This is a genomic window from Bacteroides sp. PHL 2737 (assembly GCF_004115325.2).
GTDB classification, from domain to species: domain Bacteria; phylum Bacteroidota; class Bacteroidia; order Bacteroidales; family Bacteroidaceae; genus Bacteroides; species Bacteroides hominis.
The window spans coordinates 2,350,450-2,369,406 of sequence record NZ_CP040630.1; the positions used below are offsets into that span (position 1 = coordinate 2,350,450).

Annotated in this window: 15 protein-coding genes and 1 other RNA gene; 12 read left to right on the forward strand and 4 right to left on the reverse strand. The window is 45.1% G+C overall.

All coding sequences use genetic code 11. The annotated features are described in order from the left end of the window. Positions 1-9: 9 nt before the first annotated feature. Both DBK98_RS09525 and DBK98_RS09530 read left to right on the forward strand, forming a co-directional pair. Positions 10-675, forward strand: a complete 666-nt coding sequence (locus DBK98_RS09525) for a B3/4 domain-containing protein (RefSeq protein WP_005809897.1) — start codon at positions 10-12, stop codon at positions 673-675. A gap of 9 nt (positions 676-684) precedes the next feature. After that, positions 685-1,416: a M23 family metallopeptidase gene (locus tag DBK98_RS09530; protein ID WP_005809895.1), complete on the forward strand. Its 732-nt coding sequence runs from the start codon at positions 685-687 to the stop codon at positions 1,414-1,416. On the opposite strand, the gene DBK98_RS09535 is transcribed toward DBK98_RS09530, so the two are convergent. Next, complete coding sequence (locus DBK98_RS09535) at positions 1,355-2,539, reverse strand: OprO/OprP family phosphate-selective porin (RefSeq protein WP_005809893.1); 1,185 nt, start codon at positions 2,537-2,539, stop codon at positions 1,355-1,357. The genes DBK98_RS09530 and DBK98_RS09535 overlap by 62 nt on opposite strands. 112 nt (positions 2,540-2,651) lie before the next feature. Next, a complete protein-coding gene (locus DBK98_RS09540) occupies positions 2,652-3,806 on the reverse strand; it encodes a lactonase family protein (RefSeq protein ID WP_005809891.1) in 1,155 nt (384 codons plus the stop codon). Positions 3,807-3,999: 193 nt separating this feature from the next. Between DBK98_RS09540 and ssrA the strand changes: the two genes are divergently transcribed. The 5 genes from ssrA to DBK98_RS09565 all read left to right on the forward strand — a co-directional run bounded on the left by ssrA (position 4,000) and on the right by DBK98_RS09565 (position 10,553). Then, positions 4,000-4,397: a transfer-messenger RNA gene (gene ssrA, locus DBK98_RS09545) on the forward strand. Positions 4,398-5,040: 643 nt separating this feature from the next. Then, the gene (locus DBK98_RS09550) at positions 5,041-7,728 is read left to right on the forward strand and encodes a two-component regulator propeller domain-containing protein (RefSeq protein ID WP_032536816.1); all 2,688 of its coding nucleotides are present in this window, start codon (positions 5,041-5,043) and stop codon (positions 7,726-7,728) included. Positions 7,729-7,766: 38 nt separating this feature from the next. After that, positions 7,767-8,783 (forward strand): AraC family transcriptional regulator, encoded by a 1,017-nt coding sequence (locus DBK98_RS09555; RefSeq protein WP_032536815.1) that lies wholly within the window; start codon positions 7,767-7,769, stop codon positions 8,781-8,783. A 133-nt stretch (positions 8,784-8,916) separates the two neighbouring features. Continuing rightward, positions 8,917-10,011 (forward strand): DNA polymerase IV, encoded by a 1,095-nt coding sequence (dinB, locus tag DBK98_RS09560; RefSeq protein WP_032529860.1) that lies wholly within the window; start codon positions 8,917-8,919, stop codon positions 10,009-10,011. Between the two features lie 113 nt (positions 10,012-10,124). Then, the gene (locus DBK98_RS09565; protein WP_032536814.1) at positions 10,125-10,553 is read left to right on the forward strand and encodes a hypothetical protein; all 429 of its coding nucleotides are present in this window, start codon (positions 10,125-10,127) and stop codon (positions 10,551-10,553) included. Between the two features lie 290 nt (positions 10,554-10,843). On the opposite strand, the gene DBK98_RS09570 is transcribed toward DBK98_RS09565, so the two are convergent. Both DBK98_RS09570 and DBK98_RS09575 read right to left on the reverse strand, forming a co-directional pair. Next, the gene (locus tag DBK98_RS09570) at positions 10,844-13,522 is read right to left on the reverse strand and encodes a transglutaminase domain-containing protein (protein ID WP_032536813.1); all 2,679 of its coding nucleotides are present in this window, start codon (positions 13,520-13,522) and stop codon (positions 10,844-10,846) included. 106 nt (positions 13,523-13,628) lie between these two features. Continuing rightward, complete coding sequence (locus DBK98_RS09575) at positions 13,629-15,224, reverse strand: YfcC family protein (protein ID WP_005809879.1); 1,596 nt, start codon at positions 15,222-15,224, stop codon at positions 13,629-13,631. A 219-nt stretch (positions 15,225-15,443) separates the two neighbouring features. On the opposite strand from DBK98_RS09575, the gene DBK98_RS23195 reads away from it, so the two are divergent. The 5 genes from DBK98_RS23195 (at position 15,444) to DBK98_RS09595 (ending at position 18,914) form a co-directional block, all read left to right on the forward strand. Continuing rightward, positions 15,444-15,578 (forward strand): hypothetical protein, encoded by a 135-nt coding sequence (locus DBK98_RS23195; protein ID WP_005775876.1) that lies wholly within the window; start codon positions 15,444-15,446, stop codon positions 15,576-15,578. A gap of 163 nt (positions 15,579-15,741) precedes the next feature. Continuing rightward, entirely contained in the window at positions 15,742-16,125 is a 384-nt protein-coding gene (locus DBK98_RS09580; protein ID WP_005818739.1) for a hypothetical protein, read from the forward strand. A 145-nt stretch (positions 16,126-16,270) separates the two neighbouring features. Beyond that, positions 16,271-16,711, forward strand: coding sequence for a LapA family protein (locus tag DBK98_RS09585; protein WP_032529855.1), 441 nt, complete (start codon positions 16,271-16,273; stop codon positions 16,709-16,711). A gap of 11 nt (positions 16,712-16,722) precedes the next feature. Continuing rightward, positions 16,723-17,937 carry a sodium ion-translocating decarboxylase subunit beta gene (locus DBK98_RS09590; protein ID WP_005775879.1) on the forward strand — a complete coding sequence of 405 codons (1,215 nt, stop codon included), beginning with the start codon at positions 16,723-16,725 and terminating at the stop codon, positions 17,935-17,937. 101 nt (positions 17,938-18,038) lie between these two features. Next, complete coding sequence (locus DBK98_RS09595; RefSeq protein WP_005818741.1) at positions 18,039-18,914, forward strand: helix-turn-helix transcriptional regulator; 876 nt, start codon at positions 18,039-18,041, stop codon at positions 18,912-18,914. Positions 18,915-18,957: the final 43 nt, after the last annotated feature.

Consider the following 18,957-nt stretch of genomic DNA (forward strand, 5'->3'; position numbering starts at 1 on the left):
TGATTTATTATGTATACCATTACTATATCGAAAGAGTTAAAAGAAGCATGTCCTGTTTTTGCAGGAGCTGCTGTATATGCTGAAGTGAAAAACACTTCTTATTGTGAAGGACTTTGGGAGGAGATTCAATCTTTTACAGAAAAGCTCACTACAACAACCCAGTTGGAAGATATTAAAAAACAACCAGTGATAGCTGCCACACGTGAGGCTTACAAACGGTGTGGAAAAGACCCCGGAAGATATCGCCCATCGGCCGAAGCATTACGTCGCAGGCTAATGCGGGGAATTGCCTTGTATCAGATTGATACTCTGGTCGATTTGATCAATCTGGTTTCTCTCCGGACCGGGCATTCGATAGGTGGTTTTGATGCGGATAAGATAGCGGGCACCAATCTGGAGCTGGGGATAGGTAAAAAAGAAGAGCCTTTCGAAGGTATTGGCCGTGGAGTACTGAACATAGAGGGACTTCCGGTATACCGCGATGCTGTGGGAGGAATAGGAACACCTACCAGTGATAACGAGCGGACAAAGATGGATCTGGAAACGACTCATATATTAGCCATCGTTAATGGTTATAATGGGAAGGAAGGATTGCAGGAGGCTGCCGGGATGATACAGACTTTATTGCGAAGATATGCAGGATCGGACGGAGGAACGATCACCTATTTTGAATAACAAGCGTCCATGAAGAACATACACACTTTTTTGATTTTATCTCTGTTTTCGTTGTGTACGAGTGCACAACGCAGTGCACAAACCAAATTCTCGGATATGGAGGTTAATCATGTCCGGGTGGCTACACCGGGACTTTTTGCTAAAGAGAATTGCATCATGCTCGATCTGAATTCTCTGTCGCGGAATTACTCTTTCCCTTTGCCGGGAGGTAAAGTCATTTCCGGTTATGGAACCCGTGGCGGACATAGTGGGGATGATATAAAAACTTGTGCCCGTGATACGATTCGCGCTGCTTTTGACGGAGTGGTACGTATGGCAAAACCTTATGGTGCATACGGCAATGTGATTGTGATTCGCCATCCCAATGGGTTGGAAACGGTGTACAGTCATAATGTGAAGAATCTGGTAAAAAGCGGAGATGCTGTGAAAGCGGGAAAAGCTATTGCCCTGACCGGACGTACCGGGCGGGCTACTACGGAACATCTGCATTTCGAAACGCGGATTAACGGGCAACATTTTAATCCCGGTCTTATTTTTGATATGGATAAACGCACTTTGCGCAAGGATTATCTGCAATGTACGAAGAAGGGGAAAGGGATTATTGTGAAAGCTTTGAAAAGCGAAAAAGTTCCCCCTAAGTATAAAACTCTTTCGCCTTTCCTTTATGAACTGCCCGGTATTAAAAAACCGGAATGGAATATACCAGGCCTAGCGAAATCCGCTGTGTATTCGGGTCTATAGCTTCTAAACGGCGGGCAGCTTTCAGGAGTTCGTTCCGTTTGTACTGATAATGGAGGAAGATCAATAGTTCGCTGTTTCGCATCGGATAGTATTCTACGCAGGCTTGCCCGCACCAGGTACGACGATAGGTGCCTTTCTCAAAGATTCCGTTTGTTTTATAAATCTTACCGGTTTCGTAGATACCTTTCAAGTATACATTCCAATTGGGATGGAGACGGTAGTCCACATTGGCAATGGTAGTGAAGTATTCGGTATATTGGGCCGTTTGTGGATTCTCCAGGTCAGTGTGGGGTAAGGCACTGATAATGCCTTTGTTGTCGATCCCCTGTCGGGAGTACATCAAATCTACATAAGCGATCCATGGCCCTTTTTCATAGACGTTTCCGGCAGTGAGATACAGGATGTTTCTTCCTTTGGCCTGCTGTCCCCATGAAGCGGCATATCTTAACTGGATGGCTTTATCCAGATAGTAACTGTTCCAGTTGATAGTTGAGATCAGGGGAACTTTGGTAGCTTCTACATTTGCCGGTAGCCCGTGGAGATAGGTATCTTCATCCCCACCATTACGGTTGTTTACTATCTGGAAGTTCAATTCCTGAGTAGGGGTTACATTCCAGGTGGCAGATACACCTGCCAGAAAGCAGTTGACATAATTATTAAACTCACTGAACTCACGCACTTTAATCGGGTTGACATAGTATTCGTAGCCACCCAGCATGAGGAACTGTTTTCCGGCGGTGATGGAAAAGCGGTCGGAGAGGTGATAGGTCAGATAAGCATACTCTACGGAAGAAGACAGGTTGTCCAGTACAAAGGGATTGCTGTATTTATTAAAAGACTGACGGAAATGGTAAGAGAACTTTTGGTTGATATTTCCTACAATTTCTAATTTGAACCGATTAAGTTTGAAAGCGACCTCCTCTAATTCATTCTCGGTAAAAGAAGCAGCACATGAGGTGTAGAGTTGCAGGTTCATGTGAGCGGAGAATCCTTTGTTTTCTTTTCCGGTGATGCGTTGGACTACAGAAGAAATAGAGTCGTTTGGGGAAATAATGGGTTGCTGTTGGGCCGTAATGGTACCCATGGTAAACAAGGTTACCAAAAGGAAGACGTGTCTTTTCATATTTGTGAAATCTCTTTGGGTTAATAAAAGTGATGCAAAAATAATAAAAAACGTCTTCCTTTTCGTCTTTTCAAGGTAAAACTGTCTGTTTCTCCTTAAAGTTCCTGTTCTGTTAGTCTACAAATTTCAGGCAAACAGGTTTGTCTACTTTTATATCTTTCTTGATGTCGGTCAATAGTCCGGTAGTCTGGTTCCTTTCAAATATCTGAATGGTATTGGTGTCGCGGCACGCTACCAGCAAATATTTGCCGTTGGGAGTAATGATGAAGTTACGCGGATGGATTCCCGTTAACTGATAACCTATCTTGGTCAGGGTACCATTGGTCTTGTCGACTTTGAAGATGGCAATTCCGTCTGCTTTCAGGCGGTTGCTGGCATAGAGATATTTTCCGTCCGGACTGATGTGGATATCGCCACTGCCTTGCGCATTTACAGTATCGGCTGCAATGGTTTGAATTTCATCCAGCATTCCGTCGGTATACCGGAAAGCTATTACCGTCCCTCCTATTTCGTTAATAAGGTAAGCAAACTTGCTGTCCGGACTGAATATCAGATGTCGGGGACCGGAACCCGGAGCAACCTTAAAAGCTTCCGGATTACCCTTTGTCAGGAGTTTCTCTTTGTTATCGGCATTGGCATTCGGATTGAGATTGAATTTATGTATCTGATCGGTACCTAAGTCATCGGCGAGTAAATATTTGCCATCCGGAGTGATACGTACGCAGTGCAGATGAGGCATTGTCTGTCGTTCTTTATCCGGTCCGGAACCTTTAAATTCGATTACATCGGAGGCGGGTAGCAGAGAACCGTCTTTTCCGATGGGAAAGACAGTGATACTCCCTCCGCTATAGTTGGCAGTGATAACATTCTTTCCGTTGGTGATCAGGTAGCACGGATCGGCCCCCATTGTTTTCTGAGTATTCAATAAGCGAAGCGTTCCTTTGGTTTTATCGAAAGCAAAGGCGCTCACAGATGCCTGGTCTTTGCTAAATTCATTGACGGAATAAACGAATTTTCCGTCGTCCGACGGAACGAGGTATGATGGGTTAGCAACTTCTGTATCACTGAGTGGTACTGATGCTCCGGTTTCTTCGTTGAACCGGAAAGTGTAAATGCCTTTACTGTCGCCGGAAGTATATGTTCCTACCAGCATAGTCAGTTCGTTGTCAGTTGTTGTTGGATCTGCCGGCTGTGCGGTTGTCTTCTTTGGAGAACAACTGGCTACAAGCATGCCGACTGCACAGATACTAATGATTTTTTCGACCATAATAAATAGATGTTATTTTGAGGGTTTGTTGGTTACCTTCGTTATATTCTGAAAACACAAAGTTAGTATAATCTCCTGTGTTTCTTTCCGGAATGAATAAAATATCTAAAATCCATCCTCTTTTTCTTTCTTTATGATGAATATTCCCTATCTTTGCAGCCACATAAGTGGTTACCACTTCCTCATCTCAAAAGGGGTTGACTGGTTTTGACAGCGGGCAGAAATGGTGGGTAAGCATGCAGTGCGTCGGTGATTTGCACTTTAATCTCAGTTATCAAAATTTTATCTGGCGAAACTAATTACGCTCTTGCTGCTTAATCGAATCATAGTAGATTAGCTTAATCCAGGCACCAGGTGCCAGGACGAGACATCACTCGGAAGCTGTTGCTCCGAAGCATTCCGGTTCAGTGGTGCAGTTACATCGGGGATAGTCAGAAGTGGCCTCGCGCTTCGGATGAAAATTTAGAGGATAAGGCAGGAATTGATGGCTTTGGTTCTGCTCCTGCACGAAAAACTTAGGCAAAGATAAGCATGTAGAAAGCTTATGATTTCCTCGTTTGGACGAGGGTTCGAATCCCTCCAGCTCCACTTTATGACAGAAACGTCCCTCTGAACCGGTAAGTTCAGGGGGATTTTTTGTTAAGAATATCCGGATTGTCCGGGTTATTTGTTACGTTCTCAACGTAAGTCGTTGATAGGTAGCTGCCTATCGGCATTTAAACTGCTGTTATTTGTCCGGGTACTTTATTTTGTCTTTTAAAATAAACACTCTACATTTGACTTCTGAGCAATTCGTCATAGAGAGTCGACAAGTGAGAAACGGTCTAATCCCAAGTATGGTTAAAGAAATTATTGTCTGCTCATATTTATTGTTTATTCATATTCCGGTAAATGCCCTTGCCAATCTATCTTTTTCTTAATAAAAACCATATTGGGGAAACAAACTGAATATTGTCTCGTTATAATGTAGATCAGATTGATTTTTCATGTGAGTCGCCTTTCTTGATGTCCTGTTGCTCACCGATAAACGATGTGAACATCTCATTACTATTGTTTTGTTAGTATCCTCTACGACAACAGGGAGGGATTTAAGGCGTTCAGGAGCGCCACAAATCCGGTCACCTACTCACGTGATGTGCAGAAGGTAGTGTTTTTCTTTCCCCCATGACTACCTTACTATAGGGTTCCCACTTTTAATAAAACTACTCCATTTTAATTATAACAAACAAAAAGAATGAAATATATTTTATACTTCATGATGATGATATATGGTTCGTTATGCCATGCCATCGTTTGCAAACACATTGTAGAAATAAGTGAAACGAATACTCGTAAAGTGCATCAGATACGGAGAGATGCCTTGGGATATATGTGGTTTATGAGCCATACCGGAATAAGCCGGTTTGATGGAACGAAGCTGAAACACTATAAGTTGTCTGCCGAAGGACAGACTGTGGATTATTATATGGGCTGTTGCCGGCTGCTTACGGACAAAGAGAATGGGTTATGGGCGGTTACCCGAAACGGAGATTTATGGACGTATAATCCGTCATTGGATAAGTTTGAGTGCAGAAACCATCTGCCGAACCAGGATAAGGCGTCAGTGCGCTTTCTCTGTGCAGATAGTCAGGGGCATATCTGGTTTTCCGCTGGAAACCGGTTGATTGCTTATCGGGGAATTACTAATACTTTCTATCGGGTGAATCACAATCTGAAACAGATTTCCGGTATGGTAGAAGTAGCTCCGGGAGAGTATTTCGTGGGCTCGGATGAAGGCCTGTTTGAGATAACCATGAAGGGTTATTCCATAGAAAAACAATCCAGCGAACTGTCCGGGAAGAGATGTCGCCGGATACATGAAATGCTTTTTCATCCGTATAGCGGCAGACTGATTATCGCAGACTATTCGGAAGGGTTAATGGTGTGGGACACGAAGTCGGAGCGGATGATTTATACATGGGACAGGCCTGTGAACAGCCGGATTAGTAGTTTGCGAACATTGGACGACCGGAATGTCTTAGTAGCAACGGACGGTGAGGGATTATATCGCATGGACATTATTAACCCGGAAATCAGGTCTTTTGTACATACCGATTTTGAGAATGGTAATTCAATTCGTACGAACCGGATTGTCGATTTGTTTGTGGATGATCAGAAACATATCTGGGTGGCGGATTATCCGGAAGGCGTATCAATGATTGATATGGATTCTCCGGATGATTATAAGTGGTATAGGTTTCAGGCAGGAAATACGCATTCATTGGCGAACAACCGGGTAAATGCGGTATTACATGATTCGGACGGGGATGTCTGGTTTGCGACGGATCGTGGTATCAGTTGTTTTCACCCGTCGACAGGCAGATGGGAACGGATTGTTACAGATCTTCCTTGCCAGATGTATACTGCACTTAGCGAAACAGGTCCCGGAGAGATATGTGCCGGAAACTATGTACACGGCTTGTACATCATCCGTAAGAAGAATAATAATCAGGTTGTTCCGTATGCCCGCATTTCCGGGGTCAATGCACTTTGCCGTGAGGATAAAGATCGGTTATGGATTGGGACGGATGAAGGTTTGTTTCTCTATTGTCCCAATGATAATGGTGTTGTAGAAGTGAAATCCTTGTCCGGTCTGCACATTCATGCCTTGTATCAGTCCGATAGTAATTGCCTGTATATTGGAACCGAAGGAAACGGTTTGCTGGTCTACCGTCCGGAGCAATCCCGGCTGGATACTGTGAAAAATTCGGGAGTTGCTAATGTGTACGCTGTTTGGGAGGATGACAAGAAGCGGCTGATAGGAAGCAGTGATCAGTTTGCCTTTTCATTTGATCCTGTACAGCATTCGTTTCGGCGGTTTCCCAATAAAGGACTCCGGATTACGTCGGGAGCTTTTATTGGAGACGGCAGGCAGATACTGGGTACATACCAGGGAGCAATTGATTATGACAAACAAGAGCCTCGTTCGTTACACAAGACCTGCCTGGGATTTTATCTGGACGGGCTTCGGGTGCTGGATAAGGATATGACCGTAGAAACAGAAAATACTCCGTTAGAAAAAGCACTGAATTATACAGCTACCTTACAGTTGGATCATGATGAAAACACTTTTTCGTTTACGGCTACTGCCGTCCGCTACGATGAAATACAGGATATAGCTTACAGCTGGAAACTGGATAATACGGACTGGAGTAATCCGTCGCCGGAGAATAGAATTCGTTTTTCGAACCTTGCTCCGGGTGAATATGTCTTCTCCGTACGGGCAATATCCATTGGCAACGGACGTCCGTTTGCACAGAGGAATATGAATATCGTGATTCGTAAACCGCTCTGGAAGACAAATGGCGCTTTTCTTTGTTATGGAGTTTTGGCTATTACGCTGGGGTCTTTAGCTGTTCGTTCGTGGTTCATCTGGCAAGACAGGAATCTTTCAAGAGAAAAGATACAATTGTTTATGAATACTACCCGTAACCTCTGCATGCCGCTTACGTTGATAAAGGTTCCGTTGGAGTATCTTTATGAAAAATCGTCTTCCGAACTTGTCAATAACGTATTGCAACAGATTAAGGGTGTAAACAATCTGCTGGCCGACCTGGAAAGCATCAGCCGTATTTCGGCTTCTCCCGGGTGCCTGTCTCTTGCCGATCATGAGTTATCCATGTTTCTCAAAGAGACGGTGAACCGGTTCAGTGATTACGCAAACGAAAAATGTATTACGCTTCGTTGGGTGGACGAGCCGGCTTTTGTTACCGTGTGTCTGGATAGGGAGAAGATGGCTGCAATCCTCCGGAACCTTTTGATGGCTTTTACCGACAGTATAGACAGGGGCGGGGAAATACTTCTGAGTACATCGTGCAACACTCAAAACTGGGAGTTGAGGCTGGAGTCTGAAGATAATGGACTTCTTAAAAAAAAATTTTAAATTATAAGGGACTGGTTTCGGGAGGCTCTGCCGAGACCATGAGTTGGTTATTTATACGCAAATTAATCTGTTTGCATAAAGGCAAAATCAAATTTACTTATAAAGAAGAGCATAAACTGGTTCTTATCTTAGTCTTTCCTGTTGCTATCCGGCAATCGGAGAAATTTTCCGACCTTTCCGATCTGCTTTCCGTACCTGAATTTCCGACCAAGGACAGCGAACTGTTACCGGCTAACGAAACGTTGCCGGCAATGGAAACTCCATTTCCGAAACATCGGGAGAAGAGACGCAACGGACGTTCTTTGGTATTGGTCGAAACCCATAAAGAATTACGTAATTATCTTGTGCGAATCCTGATGCCGGATTACGAAGTTGTATCGGTTTGCGATGCGGAAACGGCCTTTACGACTATATGTGAACAGCATCCCGATGCTGTTCTGGCCTCTTCAGCCCTTGTCGGAATTTCGGGGGAAGAACTTGCTGTCCGGATTAAATCGGATGACAGGGTAGCACATGTACCTGTGATATTGCTCGTGAAACCGGGCGAAGACAGCAAGGAGACCCAACGGAACGCCGATCTTTATGTGACAATGCCTTTTGCCATTTCGTTCTTAAAAGCAGAGATTGAAAGTCTGATTACCAACCGGGAGATTATCCGCAAGAGGTATATCCGTTTGACATTAGGGGTTGATGCTCCGGATGACGTCGAAGCCGATGTGCCGTTGTCGGATAGTGATCAGGAATTTATCAGTCTGGTGAGAAGCCTGATTGAAGAGAGACTCACCGATTCCAGGTTTACGATTGACGAACTGAGTGATTGTGTGAATATGAGCCGTTCGAGCTTTTACAATAGGATTAAGGAGATAACCGGCCATGCACCCGCAGACTATGTTCGTAGTGTACGCCTTAACAAGGCGCTGATCTTGCTGATGAGTAGGAAATATACTGTAGCCGAGGTTGCCGACATGACGGGATTCAGTGATCCGAAATATTTCAGGATCGTGTTTAAGAAACGTTTCGGAGATTCACCGACAAAGTATATAAGCAATTTGTAAGTTAACGGGAGACCGGCCGGGGGAGTGCCTTGCCGGTCTTCATTTTATTAACTAATCCTGTCAGTGGGATTGAAAGAATAACTCTTATCTTTGCTTCTCAAAATGTGAACTGCGATGTAGAATTATTGCAGAAATGGGCGAACGTAAGATTATACATATTGATATGGATGCTTTCTATGCTTCCGTAGAGCAGAGAGACCATCCGGAATTACGTGGTAAACCGCTTGCTGTCGGGCATGCCGAGGAGCGGGGAGTAGTGGCGGCGGCAAGCTATGAAGCGCGTCGGTACGGAGTGCGTTCGGCTATGTCGTCACAGAAGGCAAAGCGCTTATGTCCGCAACTGATTTTCGTTCCCGGACGGATGGACATATATAAATCGGTTTCCCGCCGGGTACACGAGATCTTTCATGAATACACCGATTTGATTGAACCCCTTTCGTTGGACGAGGCATTCCTGGATGTGACAGAGAATAAACAGGGAATTTTACTGGCGGTAGATATAGCCAGGGCTATCAAGCAGCGCATCCGTGAAGAGTTGAACCTGGTAGCATCGGCGGGTGTATCTTATAATAAATTCCTGGCAAAGATTGCTTCGGATTTTCGGAAGCCCGACGGACTCTGTACCATCCATCCCGATCAGGCGCTCGATTTCATTGCCCGTCTGCCCATCGAGTCATTTTGGGGAGTAGGACCGGTGACTGCCCGGAAGATGCATTTGCTGGGTATTCACAATGGCCTTCAGCTACGTGGCTGTTCGTCGGAAATGTTGGTACGGCAGTTTGGTAAAGTAGGACTGCTCTATTACGATTTTGCACGAGGAGTCGATCTCCGTCCCGTAGAAGCGGTATGGATACGTAAATCAATCGGTTGCGAACATACGTTGGAGAAAGATATTCATGTGAAATCGGCTGTGATTATAGAACTTTATCACGTAGCTACGGAACTTGTGGAACGGTTGCAACGGAAGGACTTCCGGGGAAAGACGCTGACGCTGAAAATCAAATTTCATGACTTTAGCCAGATCACACGGAGCATGACGCAGGCTCAGGAACTGACGAGCCTTGAAAGAATTCTGCCTCTTGCCAAACAGTTGCTGAAAGAGGTGGAGTATGAGCAACATCCCATTCGGTTGATAGGGCTTTCGGTGTCGAATCCGAGAGAGGAGACAGATGAGCATCGGGGAGTGTGGGAACAATTGAGTTTTGAGTTCAGTGACTGGGGAAAATAGTTAAAGATCGGGATGCGGGGATGAAATAGTCGGGTGATTGTATCTGTTTAGTATTATTTTTCTTATCTTTGGGAAGTGATACGGCATTGAGAACTAATAAATTATAAAAGATCATGAACCTGAGCAGATGTCCAATTCTCTTGTTGCTACTATTTGCGTTGTTCTGTAGTTGCCACGATGAAGACAGGGAGGATATACCTCCGACCGACGAACGAACCGCGAACTTCATTGTGAAATATAACGACGGATCCGGAATACATCCGGATTATAATGCTAAAGTATATATTTATTATGGAATATATTCGATGGATATTGCAGGTTTCCGCTATCTTCCGGATGGAGTTCTGGAATATCGCGGACAGGAAATAGTTCCTGATATAGCATTGTCTGCTGATGGGAAAGAAGATGTGTCACTGTTATTGAGTAACACGGAGAAGTTAACGGTCGTGGTTGAGAGTTCCTTTTATGAAGGGAAAATAGGAATAACAAGTTACTCTCCGGGGGATATGTCCATAAAGGCTACATTTATATTTGGGGGATAGTATGGTGGCTCGGGACAGCCGCCTGAATGTCTGTCCTCGTTTTATGATATATAAGAAAGGGGAGAAGCCGAAACTTCTCCCCTTCTGTATAGAGGCTCTGTTTGCTATAAACAGAGCCTTTGTTTGGTACGGATAGAGCCTCTGTTCTGCTTCTGCAGAGTCTCTGTTTCCGGCAAGTGCTTACTTCATTCGTTTTCGGAGCAACCGGCTCCCGGTGCTTTTCCCGGTTGCATCCGGGGGAATTGCCGGTTTCTCCGGAAAAGCCATTAAAAGCTGCCGGAATCTGTTTGCTACAATCCGTGTATCACTTTCATCAGTTGTTCGCCCAGTCCGATGGTATAGCCTTGTGAAACAAAAACTATCCGGTTGAACGTATCACCGATAATAAACATCGGCAAGATGGTGCTGTTAGGCAATTTCATTGATTCGGCAATTTGTTTCTGGATGGCTCCGTTCACATCGATACCATAGGTAATGGTTGAGGGCAGTCCGGGGAATTCTGTCGGGCGGAACTTCTTATATTGTTCTTCATTAGGGAAAAGCAGTACCATTTTGCGGCCCCATTTTTCGAATTCGCTGCTTAGAGCCGCAATATCCCGGAGAGCATGGTTTGTCGGTTCTTGTCCGGCTCCCAACACGGCAACTACAAAATATCCCCGTCCGCAAGTCTGAAGAATGCTTTGCGGTTCGGTGGCTCCTATCGGCAGGTAGGTGGATTCGGAGTTGAAATTACCGATCACCTGCACCTGATCCTTACTTTCGCGCATCACCAGATCGACAGTTGTTGTCTTTCCCTCTTCGATGGTGAAGAAAGTGATGTTGGCCAACACTGCTCCACTTGCCATACGGGTTCCGGTTACCATCATGTAGTATCCGGTATCCATGCGGGCGCCATTTTTCAGTAAGTTCGACCAGGTGGCTCCGCCGCCCATATCTACGTCCCCTTCATCGTAGTTCAGCAATTGGAAAGTCCCGTTGCGGAATTTCGAGAGAGTGAAGTGTGAATAGTATTTCGGATCGCTCAACGAAGGGATAGGCTGGTAGCGGGCTACGAGCGTTCCGGTCGGTGCCTGTGTCTGCTGTGCTGCTTCAAAATCCACGTCGTAGACTTTACCGTTCTTTAGATCGTTGTCATTGAAACTCCGGTATTGAATTTTTCCGGTCACTTCGTCTATCCAGGCGGGGATACCCAGGCTACGTGCCATGGATACAAAGAAAATGTTACGGGACTTTTCGTCTGCTACCCGGGCTTTCCACACTCCCATTGGAGACATCGGAATACGTTGTGAGTTCAGTTCATTGTTGATAGTGATCTCTTTTCTGCACCATTCTACCAAAGCCTGTGGATTCTTTCGGAAAGCTTCCGCTTCAGTTGCCGGGATCTCTTTCTGGAAGAATGCTTTGTAGGGAGTGATCATTTCGTTGGCCACACGAGGGTTCAGTACGTTGCTGCAGAAGTCCTCGGAACCGGGCAGACCGGAGTTGTTCAGATGATCGTTCAGTACTTCCGGACTAACGTCTCTCAGGTCCTTGGCTGAGATTACTTTCAGCAAGCTGATGGCCTGACTGGCTTTATCGGCTTTTACGGCAGCAGAAAGGAAATCTGTCAGAGTCTGATGGTTACCTCTGGAAGCTATCAGTAGGCGTACTGTTTCGGTTTCATCCAGTTTGTTCTCTTTGGCAAAAGTCCGGGCTTGCTCTTCGGTAATGAAAGTGGCTACGTAAGCATTGCGGATGGAATCTTCCTGTGCCATGCGGCGATCGTTTTCAGTACGTTGCTCCGGAGTCACTTCGGGCAGGTTGGCACCTTCGGCCGGAGGAACAATATCCAGTGGGAGTGAATAGGTTTCACCGGCGTTCTTGTCCAGTGCGATCTTCAGTTCGTTATCTTTGCCGAATGACAATTTGGAATAACCGAACCGTCCGTCTTTAGAGGCCCATACCAGCATATCGCCCTTGCCGGCAGTCAGCGATGCGCGTCCTGCCTTATCCGTATGTTTAGTGGCTACGGTGTAGAATTCAGCATAATTATACACCTTGAACTCTACAGTGGCATCGGATACCGGCTGCCCTTCGGCATCTGTCACCAATACCGAGCCTTTGGCTGTCGGGGCATAGTTGTCGATTACATTGATTTCCGTATAGTTCGGAGTTTCGTACATGATTTCCTCTTGTCCGGCATAGCGTCCGAATACTTTGGTATGCATCAGCATGCCACGGCTGGCAGGAGCATTAAACCAGCCCAGGTTCAGTACCGGTTCCGGTTCGCAGGCGCCGAAGAAATACCATTTACCATCTACCCAGGCTTCTACCCAGGCATGGTTATCGTCGGTATGCGCCCAACGCGGAGTATAAACCTGCCGTGCCGGAATGCCTACCGAGCGGAGAGCGGCTACAGTGAAGGTCGATTCTTCACCACAACGGCCATAGGCGGTCTTTACCGAAGCGAGTGGGGAACTGGTACGGGCATCGCTTGGGGTGTAGACTACCTTTTCGTGGCACCAGTGGTTCACTTCAAGCACAGCGTCGTGCAGCGACAGGTTCTTCACACGATCTTTCAGTTCATTGTAAAATACCCGGCGCGAGTCGTCCAGATTTTCGTTGTTTACCCGGATAGGGAGTACGAAATGGCGGAATACGTCATCGGGGATCTCTTTTCCCCAAGGCATTTCGCGACGCGCCTGATCGGAGAGTCTGACATTCTCCAGATAGTAGTCACCTGTATAATCCGTCACGTCACCTGTGGGCATATAGGCATAGAGGAACATCAAGGCCTCCTGTTCGGAAGTGGTGAGTTTTTCATTAAACACTGCGAACAGATCTCCGTTAGGGAGCTGTTGCTTCTTCTTTTCAAAATCTTGCGTCACTTGGCTACGGTAAGTCTCATCTTTCAGGAAGTGGGACTCACTGCATGAAAAAAACGCAACCGACAACATCGGGATGATTAGAAAGCGGGTCAGGATTTTCATACAATTTGTTGTTAAATAAGGCTTCGCTCCTTTTTCTCTCCCGGAGAGAGGGGAGGAGTGAATGCTGTTGGTTTATATATTTGATTATGATTTCTTTTTTTATTTCCTAAAATCCGTTCATAGGGAAGAGTACTGTGGGGATCAGCAATACCATTCCCAGAATGATGAATAAAAGAAGTACTTTCCAGAACCATTTCACCCATATCTCGTAGGGGATGCGGGCAATGCCCAAGGCTCCCATCAATACGGCGGAAGTAGGTGTGATCATGTTGGTAAATCCGTCACCAAACTGATAAGCCATTACTGTAGCTTGCCGTGAAAGCCCGATGACATCGGAAAAAGGTGCCATGATAGGCATGGTTAATGCAGCTTTGGCCGATCCGGACGGGATAATCAGGTTGATCAGTGTCTGTATCAGGTACATCACCCCCAAAGATACTATTTTTCCGGTTTCTCCCATCAGTGAAGCCAGAGAATGTAAGATCGGGTCGATGATATGTCCGTCTTGCAGTATTTGGATGATCCCTCCTGCCAGACCTACCACGATGGCAGCTGATAGCATATCTTTGGCTCCGTCCATGAATTGCCCGATGATGTTATCTGTTTTTTCACTGTTGGCAAATCCCGAGAGAATACCCATTGCGAGGAAGATGGCGGAGATCTCCGGCAGATACCAGCCATGTCCCATGACACCGGTAATCAGGAAAAGAATGGTGAACGCAAGCAGGGTCAGTATGAAGAACTGGTTGGATTTACGTAAACCCAGCCAGCCGAAGGCGGCAAACAAAACAGACAGGACGGGCACTGCATAGCAGGTGACAGACGCTTCGCCTATTGCGAAAGTACTGGTTGGGTAAATGATGGAAAACAGGCACAAGGATATGATTAACAGTATGTAGACGATCCATGCCGGACGAGTCGTGACACGGGATATCTCTCCGTTGCTTTCTTCTTCCCGTTTCCGCCAATAAGCATCGGCATGATACATGGGCGATTTCTCCGGATGCTTTTTAATGACGGCGGCATATCTGAGTACACAGACTATCAGGACCGTGGTCAGTATCAGCCAGCAAAGCATGCGATATTCAAATCCGGAAAATAGCGGTAAGTCGGACAAGCCTTGTGCAATGCCAATGGTAAATGGGTTCAGTACGGCACCCGAAAAACCTATGTGGGCAGCAACATATACCATGCAAAGCCCCGTGATGGAATCATATCCCATTGAAATGGCCAACGGGACGATGATAATGACAAAGGCCAGGGTTTCTTCACTCATGCCAAATACGGAGCCGAAGAGGCTGAAGAGAATAATGACTAAGGAAATCACCACATTGTTTACCCCCAATGATTTAATCAGTCTGTGCTTTTCAAGCCCCTTCGTAAAGTTCAGGAATGAAAAGATGCCGGTATCGATGGCACGGCTGCTGTTCATTATCTGAAAGGCACCTCCCATGATCAATAAGAAGGCGATGATTCCCGCTTGCCGTTCGAAGCCTTCAAGAAGAGCGCTGAACACTTGCCAGGTCTGTGGCGTCTGTTCTACCCGATGGAAAGAGTGGTCTATAATGACTGTGCGGGAAGTGCCGTTGACGTCAATGGTCTCGCGCACATATTCACCTGCGGGAATGATCCAGGAAAGCACTGCACAGAGCAAGATGACAGAAGAAATGATGGTGTATGTGTGTGGTATCCGTTTTAGCATAGTCGTTTTTCTTGATAAAGCGCAAAGTTATGCAATATATTTGTAATATGCACTTGCCAAATCTGCCCATATAAAAAGAAAAATCAACTAATAACACACTTTTCTTATGTTTTAGAACATGTTTTCGAAAACATTTCGTATCTTTGCAGTGTTAATAAAGAAAACAAGATGTAAAACCGCTCTTCAAAACGTGGGGAGCAAAAAAAGAGGACCAAAATTATGAAAAAGAATGCAAATGAAATTATGATGTTGCAGTACCGTATCAAACGTTACCAAGCAATGGGAAATGGAACAATGTGCCAGTTGTTGAATGGCAAACTTCAAAAACTGCTTGCAAAGCAGGTTACCATGTAATTAAACACACCTATATTATATGAATAAGAAGCGGGGAATCGGATGATTCTCTGCTTTTTTTGTCATTTATCTGTCTGTACCGGGAACAATCATTATAAAATATTCGTTAATTAAACAACGAATCCTGTTTTATCTCAAATTTATTACTACGTTTGCGGTCACTATGATAAAGTACGTATTCTGCATATTGATAGGTATCTTCTTAATGTATGGAGCCGGTTGCACAGCCCCTGCAGAAGAGAACGCGGAACTTCCTGCGGGAGTTACTGCAACCTTTATATCGCAATGTGCCGGAGACCACTCTTTATTCAACGACCAGACGGCTGACTCGAAAGTGAGTGATGCCATCCTTCCCCACGGTTCTTTTTCACGGGAACTCGGTTCATCCAAAGTATTAAAACTTAAATTACAGACTGCCATCCGCTTGCTTAATACCTTTCATATCCGCCAGTCGGAGAAGGGAGATGCTTATCCGGATTTCAATCATAACTTCATTAAATATTCCAGCGGGTATTATGTATACTCGTTAGGGCATATCCTGATTTAGCTTTTCGGTTTCACACTTCCGTATTGAAGTGATTGGGTAACCCCATTTATCTGTTCCGATAAATGCCGGGGAAGTGTGTCTTGTCTCCCTCCGGCAGTCGGCATTCGTTGCATTTTATTTTTTCAATCTAAAATCATACCATGTTATGTTTAGTTTATTGTTATCCACTTTTGCCATGATGGGGCTTACCTTCGTCATTGGCTTTTTCGTTGCCGGAGTAATAAAGCTGATTGCTTCTGCGGCTGATTCATTGGCTTTCTACAGTTCACATCAGGAAGAGCTTGCCCGGTTGAAACGTATTCGGAAACTTCATCAGAAAGTAGCTGTCTTGATAACCGAAAGTGCCCTTAGCGACGAGGAGTACGGGAGTGACGGGCGTGAAGACTTCAGCAGGGGCATCACCAAACATCCCGGAGACAATCGCGGGTTCTATCACGGTGTCAGTCCCGGTGAGCCGGAACGCGGACTGATGGATTATTTTTATCCGGAAGATACAAGATCCATGTTTCTTCGCAAAGAAGAACAAATGTTACAGCATGACAAAAAGAACAATAAGAAAGCATCTTCAACCAATAAAAACAAATAAATCTTGATAGTATGGAAAGTATAGACTTTGGAACCCTGTTTCAGGGATTTGGAACAATGATGGCCAGCGGATGGTTTCTGGCCAGTGCCCGTATGTTTTTAATAGCTTTGGGATTTCTGCTCATCTATCTGGGCTGGAAGGGTGTACTTGAGCCGATGGTTATGATTCCGATGGGACTGGGGATGGTAGCCATTAATTGCGGAACACTGATTATGCCCGACGGAGCATTGGGGAACCTTTTTCTGGACCCTATGTTATCGGATACGGACGCGTTGATGAATACGATGCAGATTGACTTTCTGCAACCGGTATATACATTGACGTTTAGTAACGGATTGATAGCCTGCTTTGTGTTTATGGGAATCGGTACGTTGCTCGATGTCGGATTCTTGTTGCAGAAACCGTTTGCCAGTATTTTCCTGGCCCTTTGTGCTGAGTTGGGGACTTTCCTTACAGTGCCTATCGCTTCGGGTCTGGGGTTGTCTTTAAAGGAAAGCGCTTCTGTTGCAATGGTCGGCGGAGCCGATGGACCGATGGTGCTGTTTACTTCGCTTGCCTTGGCCAAACACTTGTTTGTGCCTATTACGGTGGTGGCTTATCTGTATTTGGGATTAACATACGGGGGATATCCTTATTTGGTAAAGCTGTTGATTCCTAAACGTCTGCGTGCTATCAAGATGGTGGAGAAGAAAGCTCCTAAAAATTATGACGCGAAAGTGAAACTTGCCTTTTCTGCTATTCTGTGTGCTGTGCTGTGTTTCTTGTTTCCGGTTGCTTCTCCACTATTCTTTTCTCTGTTCTTAGGGGTAGCTGTACGCGAGTCCGGCATGAAGCATATCTATGATTTTGTAAGTGGTCCGTTGCTTTATGGTTCTACCTTTATGCTGGGATTACTGTTGGGTGTGCTCTGTGACGCCCATTTGTTGCTCGATCCGAAAATTCTGAAACTTTTGGTGTTGGGTATGCTTGCTTTGTTATTGTCGGGTATCGGGGGAATCATGGGTGGTTACATCATGTATTTCATTAAGAAAGGAAACTATAATCCGGTGATCGGTATTGCTGCCGTGAGTTGTGTGCCTACTACGGCAAAGGTTGCCCAGAAGTTGGTAAGTAAAGATAATCCGAACTCTTTCATCCTGGGGGATGCACTGGGTGCAAACATTTCAGGAGTAATCACTTCGGCTATCATTACGGGTATTTACATAACGATTATACCTTATTTATAATAATGTTGTAGCTGACAGAATGATTTCATGAGTGACTGACAGAGCTTATCCATTTACAGTTTGTATATTTGTCGCTCTCAGATAGTTTGAAAGACAAGGTTATGAAAAAACTTATCCCTCGATATACCTTTTTAAAGAATAAGTACGGCAGTGAGTTGCTGGTGGATATAGTAGAACTGAAAGATATAAAGAAATATGTCGTTAAAAGTTCTGTTCATACCCTGACTTATTATGACATTACCTTTATCACCGAAGGGGAAGGAAGTTTCATTCTTGATAATCATACCTACCGGGGCGGTGTGGGAGATGTGTTCTTCTCCAAGCCGGGAGAGATACGTAGCTGGGATACAAATGCGATTGTGAATGGATATGCTCTGATATTTGAAGAAGAGTTTTTATCTTCTTTCTTTAAAGATTCTTTGTTTGTGCAGCATCTTTCCTTTTTCAATCCGGTGAAGGAATCGTTGAAAATACATTTGCCGGAACGCTCTTTTCTGCGTATGTTGCAACTTCTGCAATCTATTAAGGAGGAGATTGATCTGTTCAGACAGAATGACGTTCATGTGTTGAGAGCGCAACTTTATGAAGCGTTGATGCTGCTTGACCGTTTTTACGTGCAGACCGTATCGGATGCAGGGATAAACAAGGAAGGCCGCAGTCCGTATCTTGTTCAGTTTGTACAGTTGGTCGACCGTGGGTTCAGTGAATACCGTACCGTGCGGTATTATGCCGGAAGACTGTGTATTACTCCTAACTATCTGAATGAAATAGTGAGTACCGCTATGCAGATAAGCGCCAAGCAATATATTCAGAATAAAGTGATGGAAGAAGCAAAGCGGATGCTTGCTTACACGGATTTGCCGGTTGCCGAAATAGCTTTCGAACTGAATTATGAAACGGTTTCTTATTTCAGCCGTTGTTTTCGCCGGTATACGGGAGAAACTCCTTTGGGCTACCGGAGGGGACATAAACCATAAAAAGTGTCATTTCTGCCTTTGTTTCTGTCACATACCCTCTTTT

Excerpts from the sequence above, each read along its gene's own strand:
- DBK98_RS09525 (WP_005809897.1), top strand. The coding sequence starts at position 10 with ATGTATACCATTACTATATCGAAAGAGTTAAAAGAAGCATGTCCTGTT.
- DBK98_RS09530 (WP_005809895.1), top strand. The coding sequence starts at position 685 with ATGAAGAACATACACACTTTTTTGATTTTATCTCTGTTTTCGTTGTGT.
- DBK98_RS09535 (WP_005809893.1), bottom strand. The coding sequence starts at position 2,539 with ATGAAAAGACACGTCTTCCTTTTGGTAACCTTGTTTACCATGGGTACC.
- DBK98_RS09540 (WP_005809891.1), bottom strand. The coding sequence starts at position 3,806 with ATGGTCGAAAAAATCATTAGTATCTGTGCAGTCGGCATGCTTGTAGCC.
- DBK98_RS09550 (WP_032536816.1), top strand. The coding sequence starts at position 5,041 with ATGAAATATATTTTATACTTCATGATGATGATATATGGTTCGTTATGC.
- DBK98_RS09555 (WP_032536815.1), top strand. The coding sequence starts at position 7,767 with ATGAGTTGGTTATTTATACGCAAATTAATCTGTTTGCATAAAGGCAAA.
- dinB (WP_032529860.1), top strand. The coding sequence starts at position 8,917 with ATGGGCGAACGTAAGATTATACATATTGATATGGATGCTTTCTATGCT.
- DBK98_RS09565 (WP_032536814.1), top strand. The coding sequence starts at position 10,125 with ATGAACCTGAGCAGATGTCCAATTCTCTTGTTGCTACTATTTGCGTTG.
- DBK98_RS09570 (WP_032536813.1), bottom strand. The coding sequence starts at position 13,522 with ATGAAAATCCTGACCCGCTTTCTAATCATCCCGATGTTGTCGGTTGCG.
- DBK98_RS09575 (WP_005809879.1), bottom strand. The coding sequence starts at position 15,224 with ATGCTAAAACGGATACCACACACATACACCATCATTTCTTCTGTCATC.
- DBK98_RS23195 (WP_005775876.1), top strand. The coding sequence starts at position 15,444 with ATGAAAAAGAATGCAAATGAAATTATGATGTTGCAGTACCGTATCAAA.
- DBK98_RS09580 (WP_005818739.1), top strand. The coding sequence starts at position 15,742 with ATGATAAAGTACGTATTCTGCATATTGATAGGTATCTTCTTAATGTAT.
- DBK98_RS09585 (WP_032529855.1), top strand. The coding sequence starts at position 16,271 with ATGTTTAGTTTATTGTTATCCACTTTTGCCATGATGGGGCTTACCTTC.
- DBK98_RS09590 (WP_005775879.1), top strand. The coding sequence starts at position 16,723 with ATGGAAAGTATAGACTTTGGAACCCTGTTTCAGGGATTTGGAACAATG.
- DBK98_RS09595 (WP_005818741.1), top strand. The coding sequence starts at position 18,039 with ATGAAAAAACTTATCCCTCGATATACCTTTTTAAAGAATAAGTACGGC.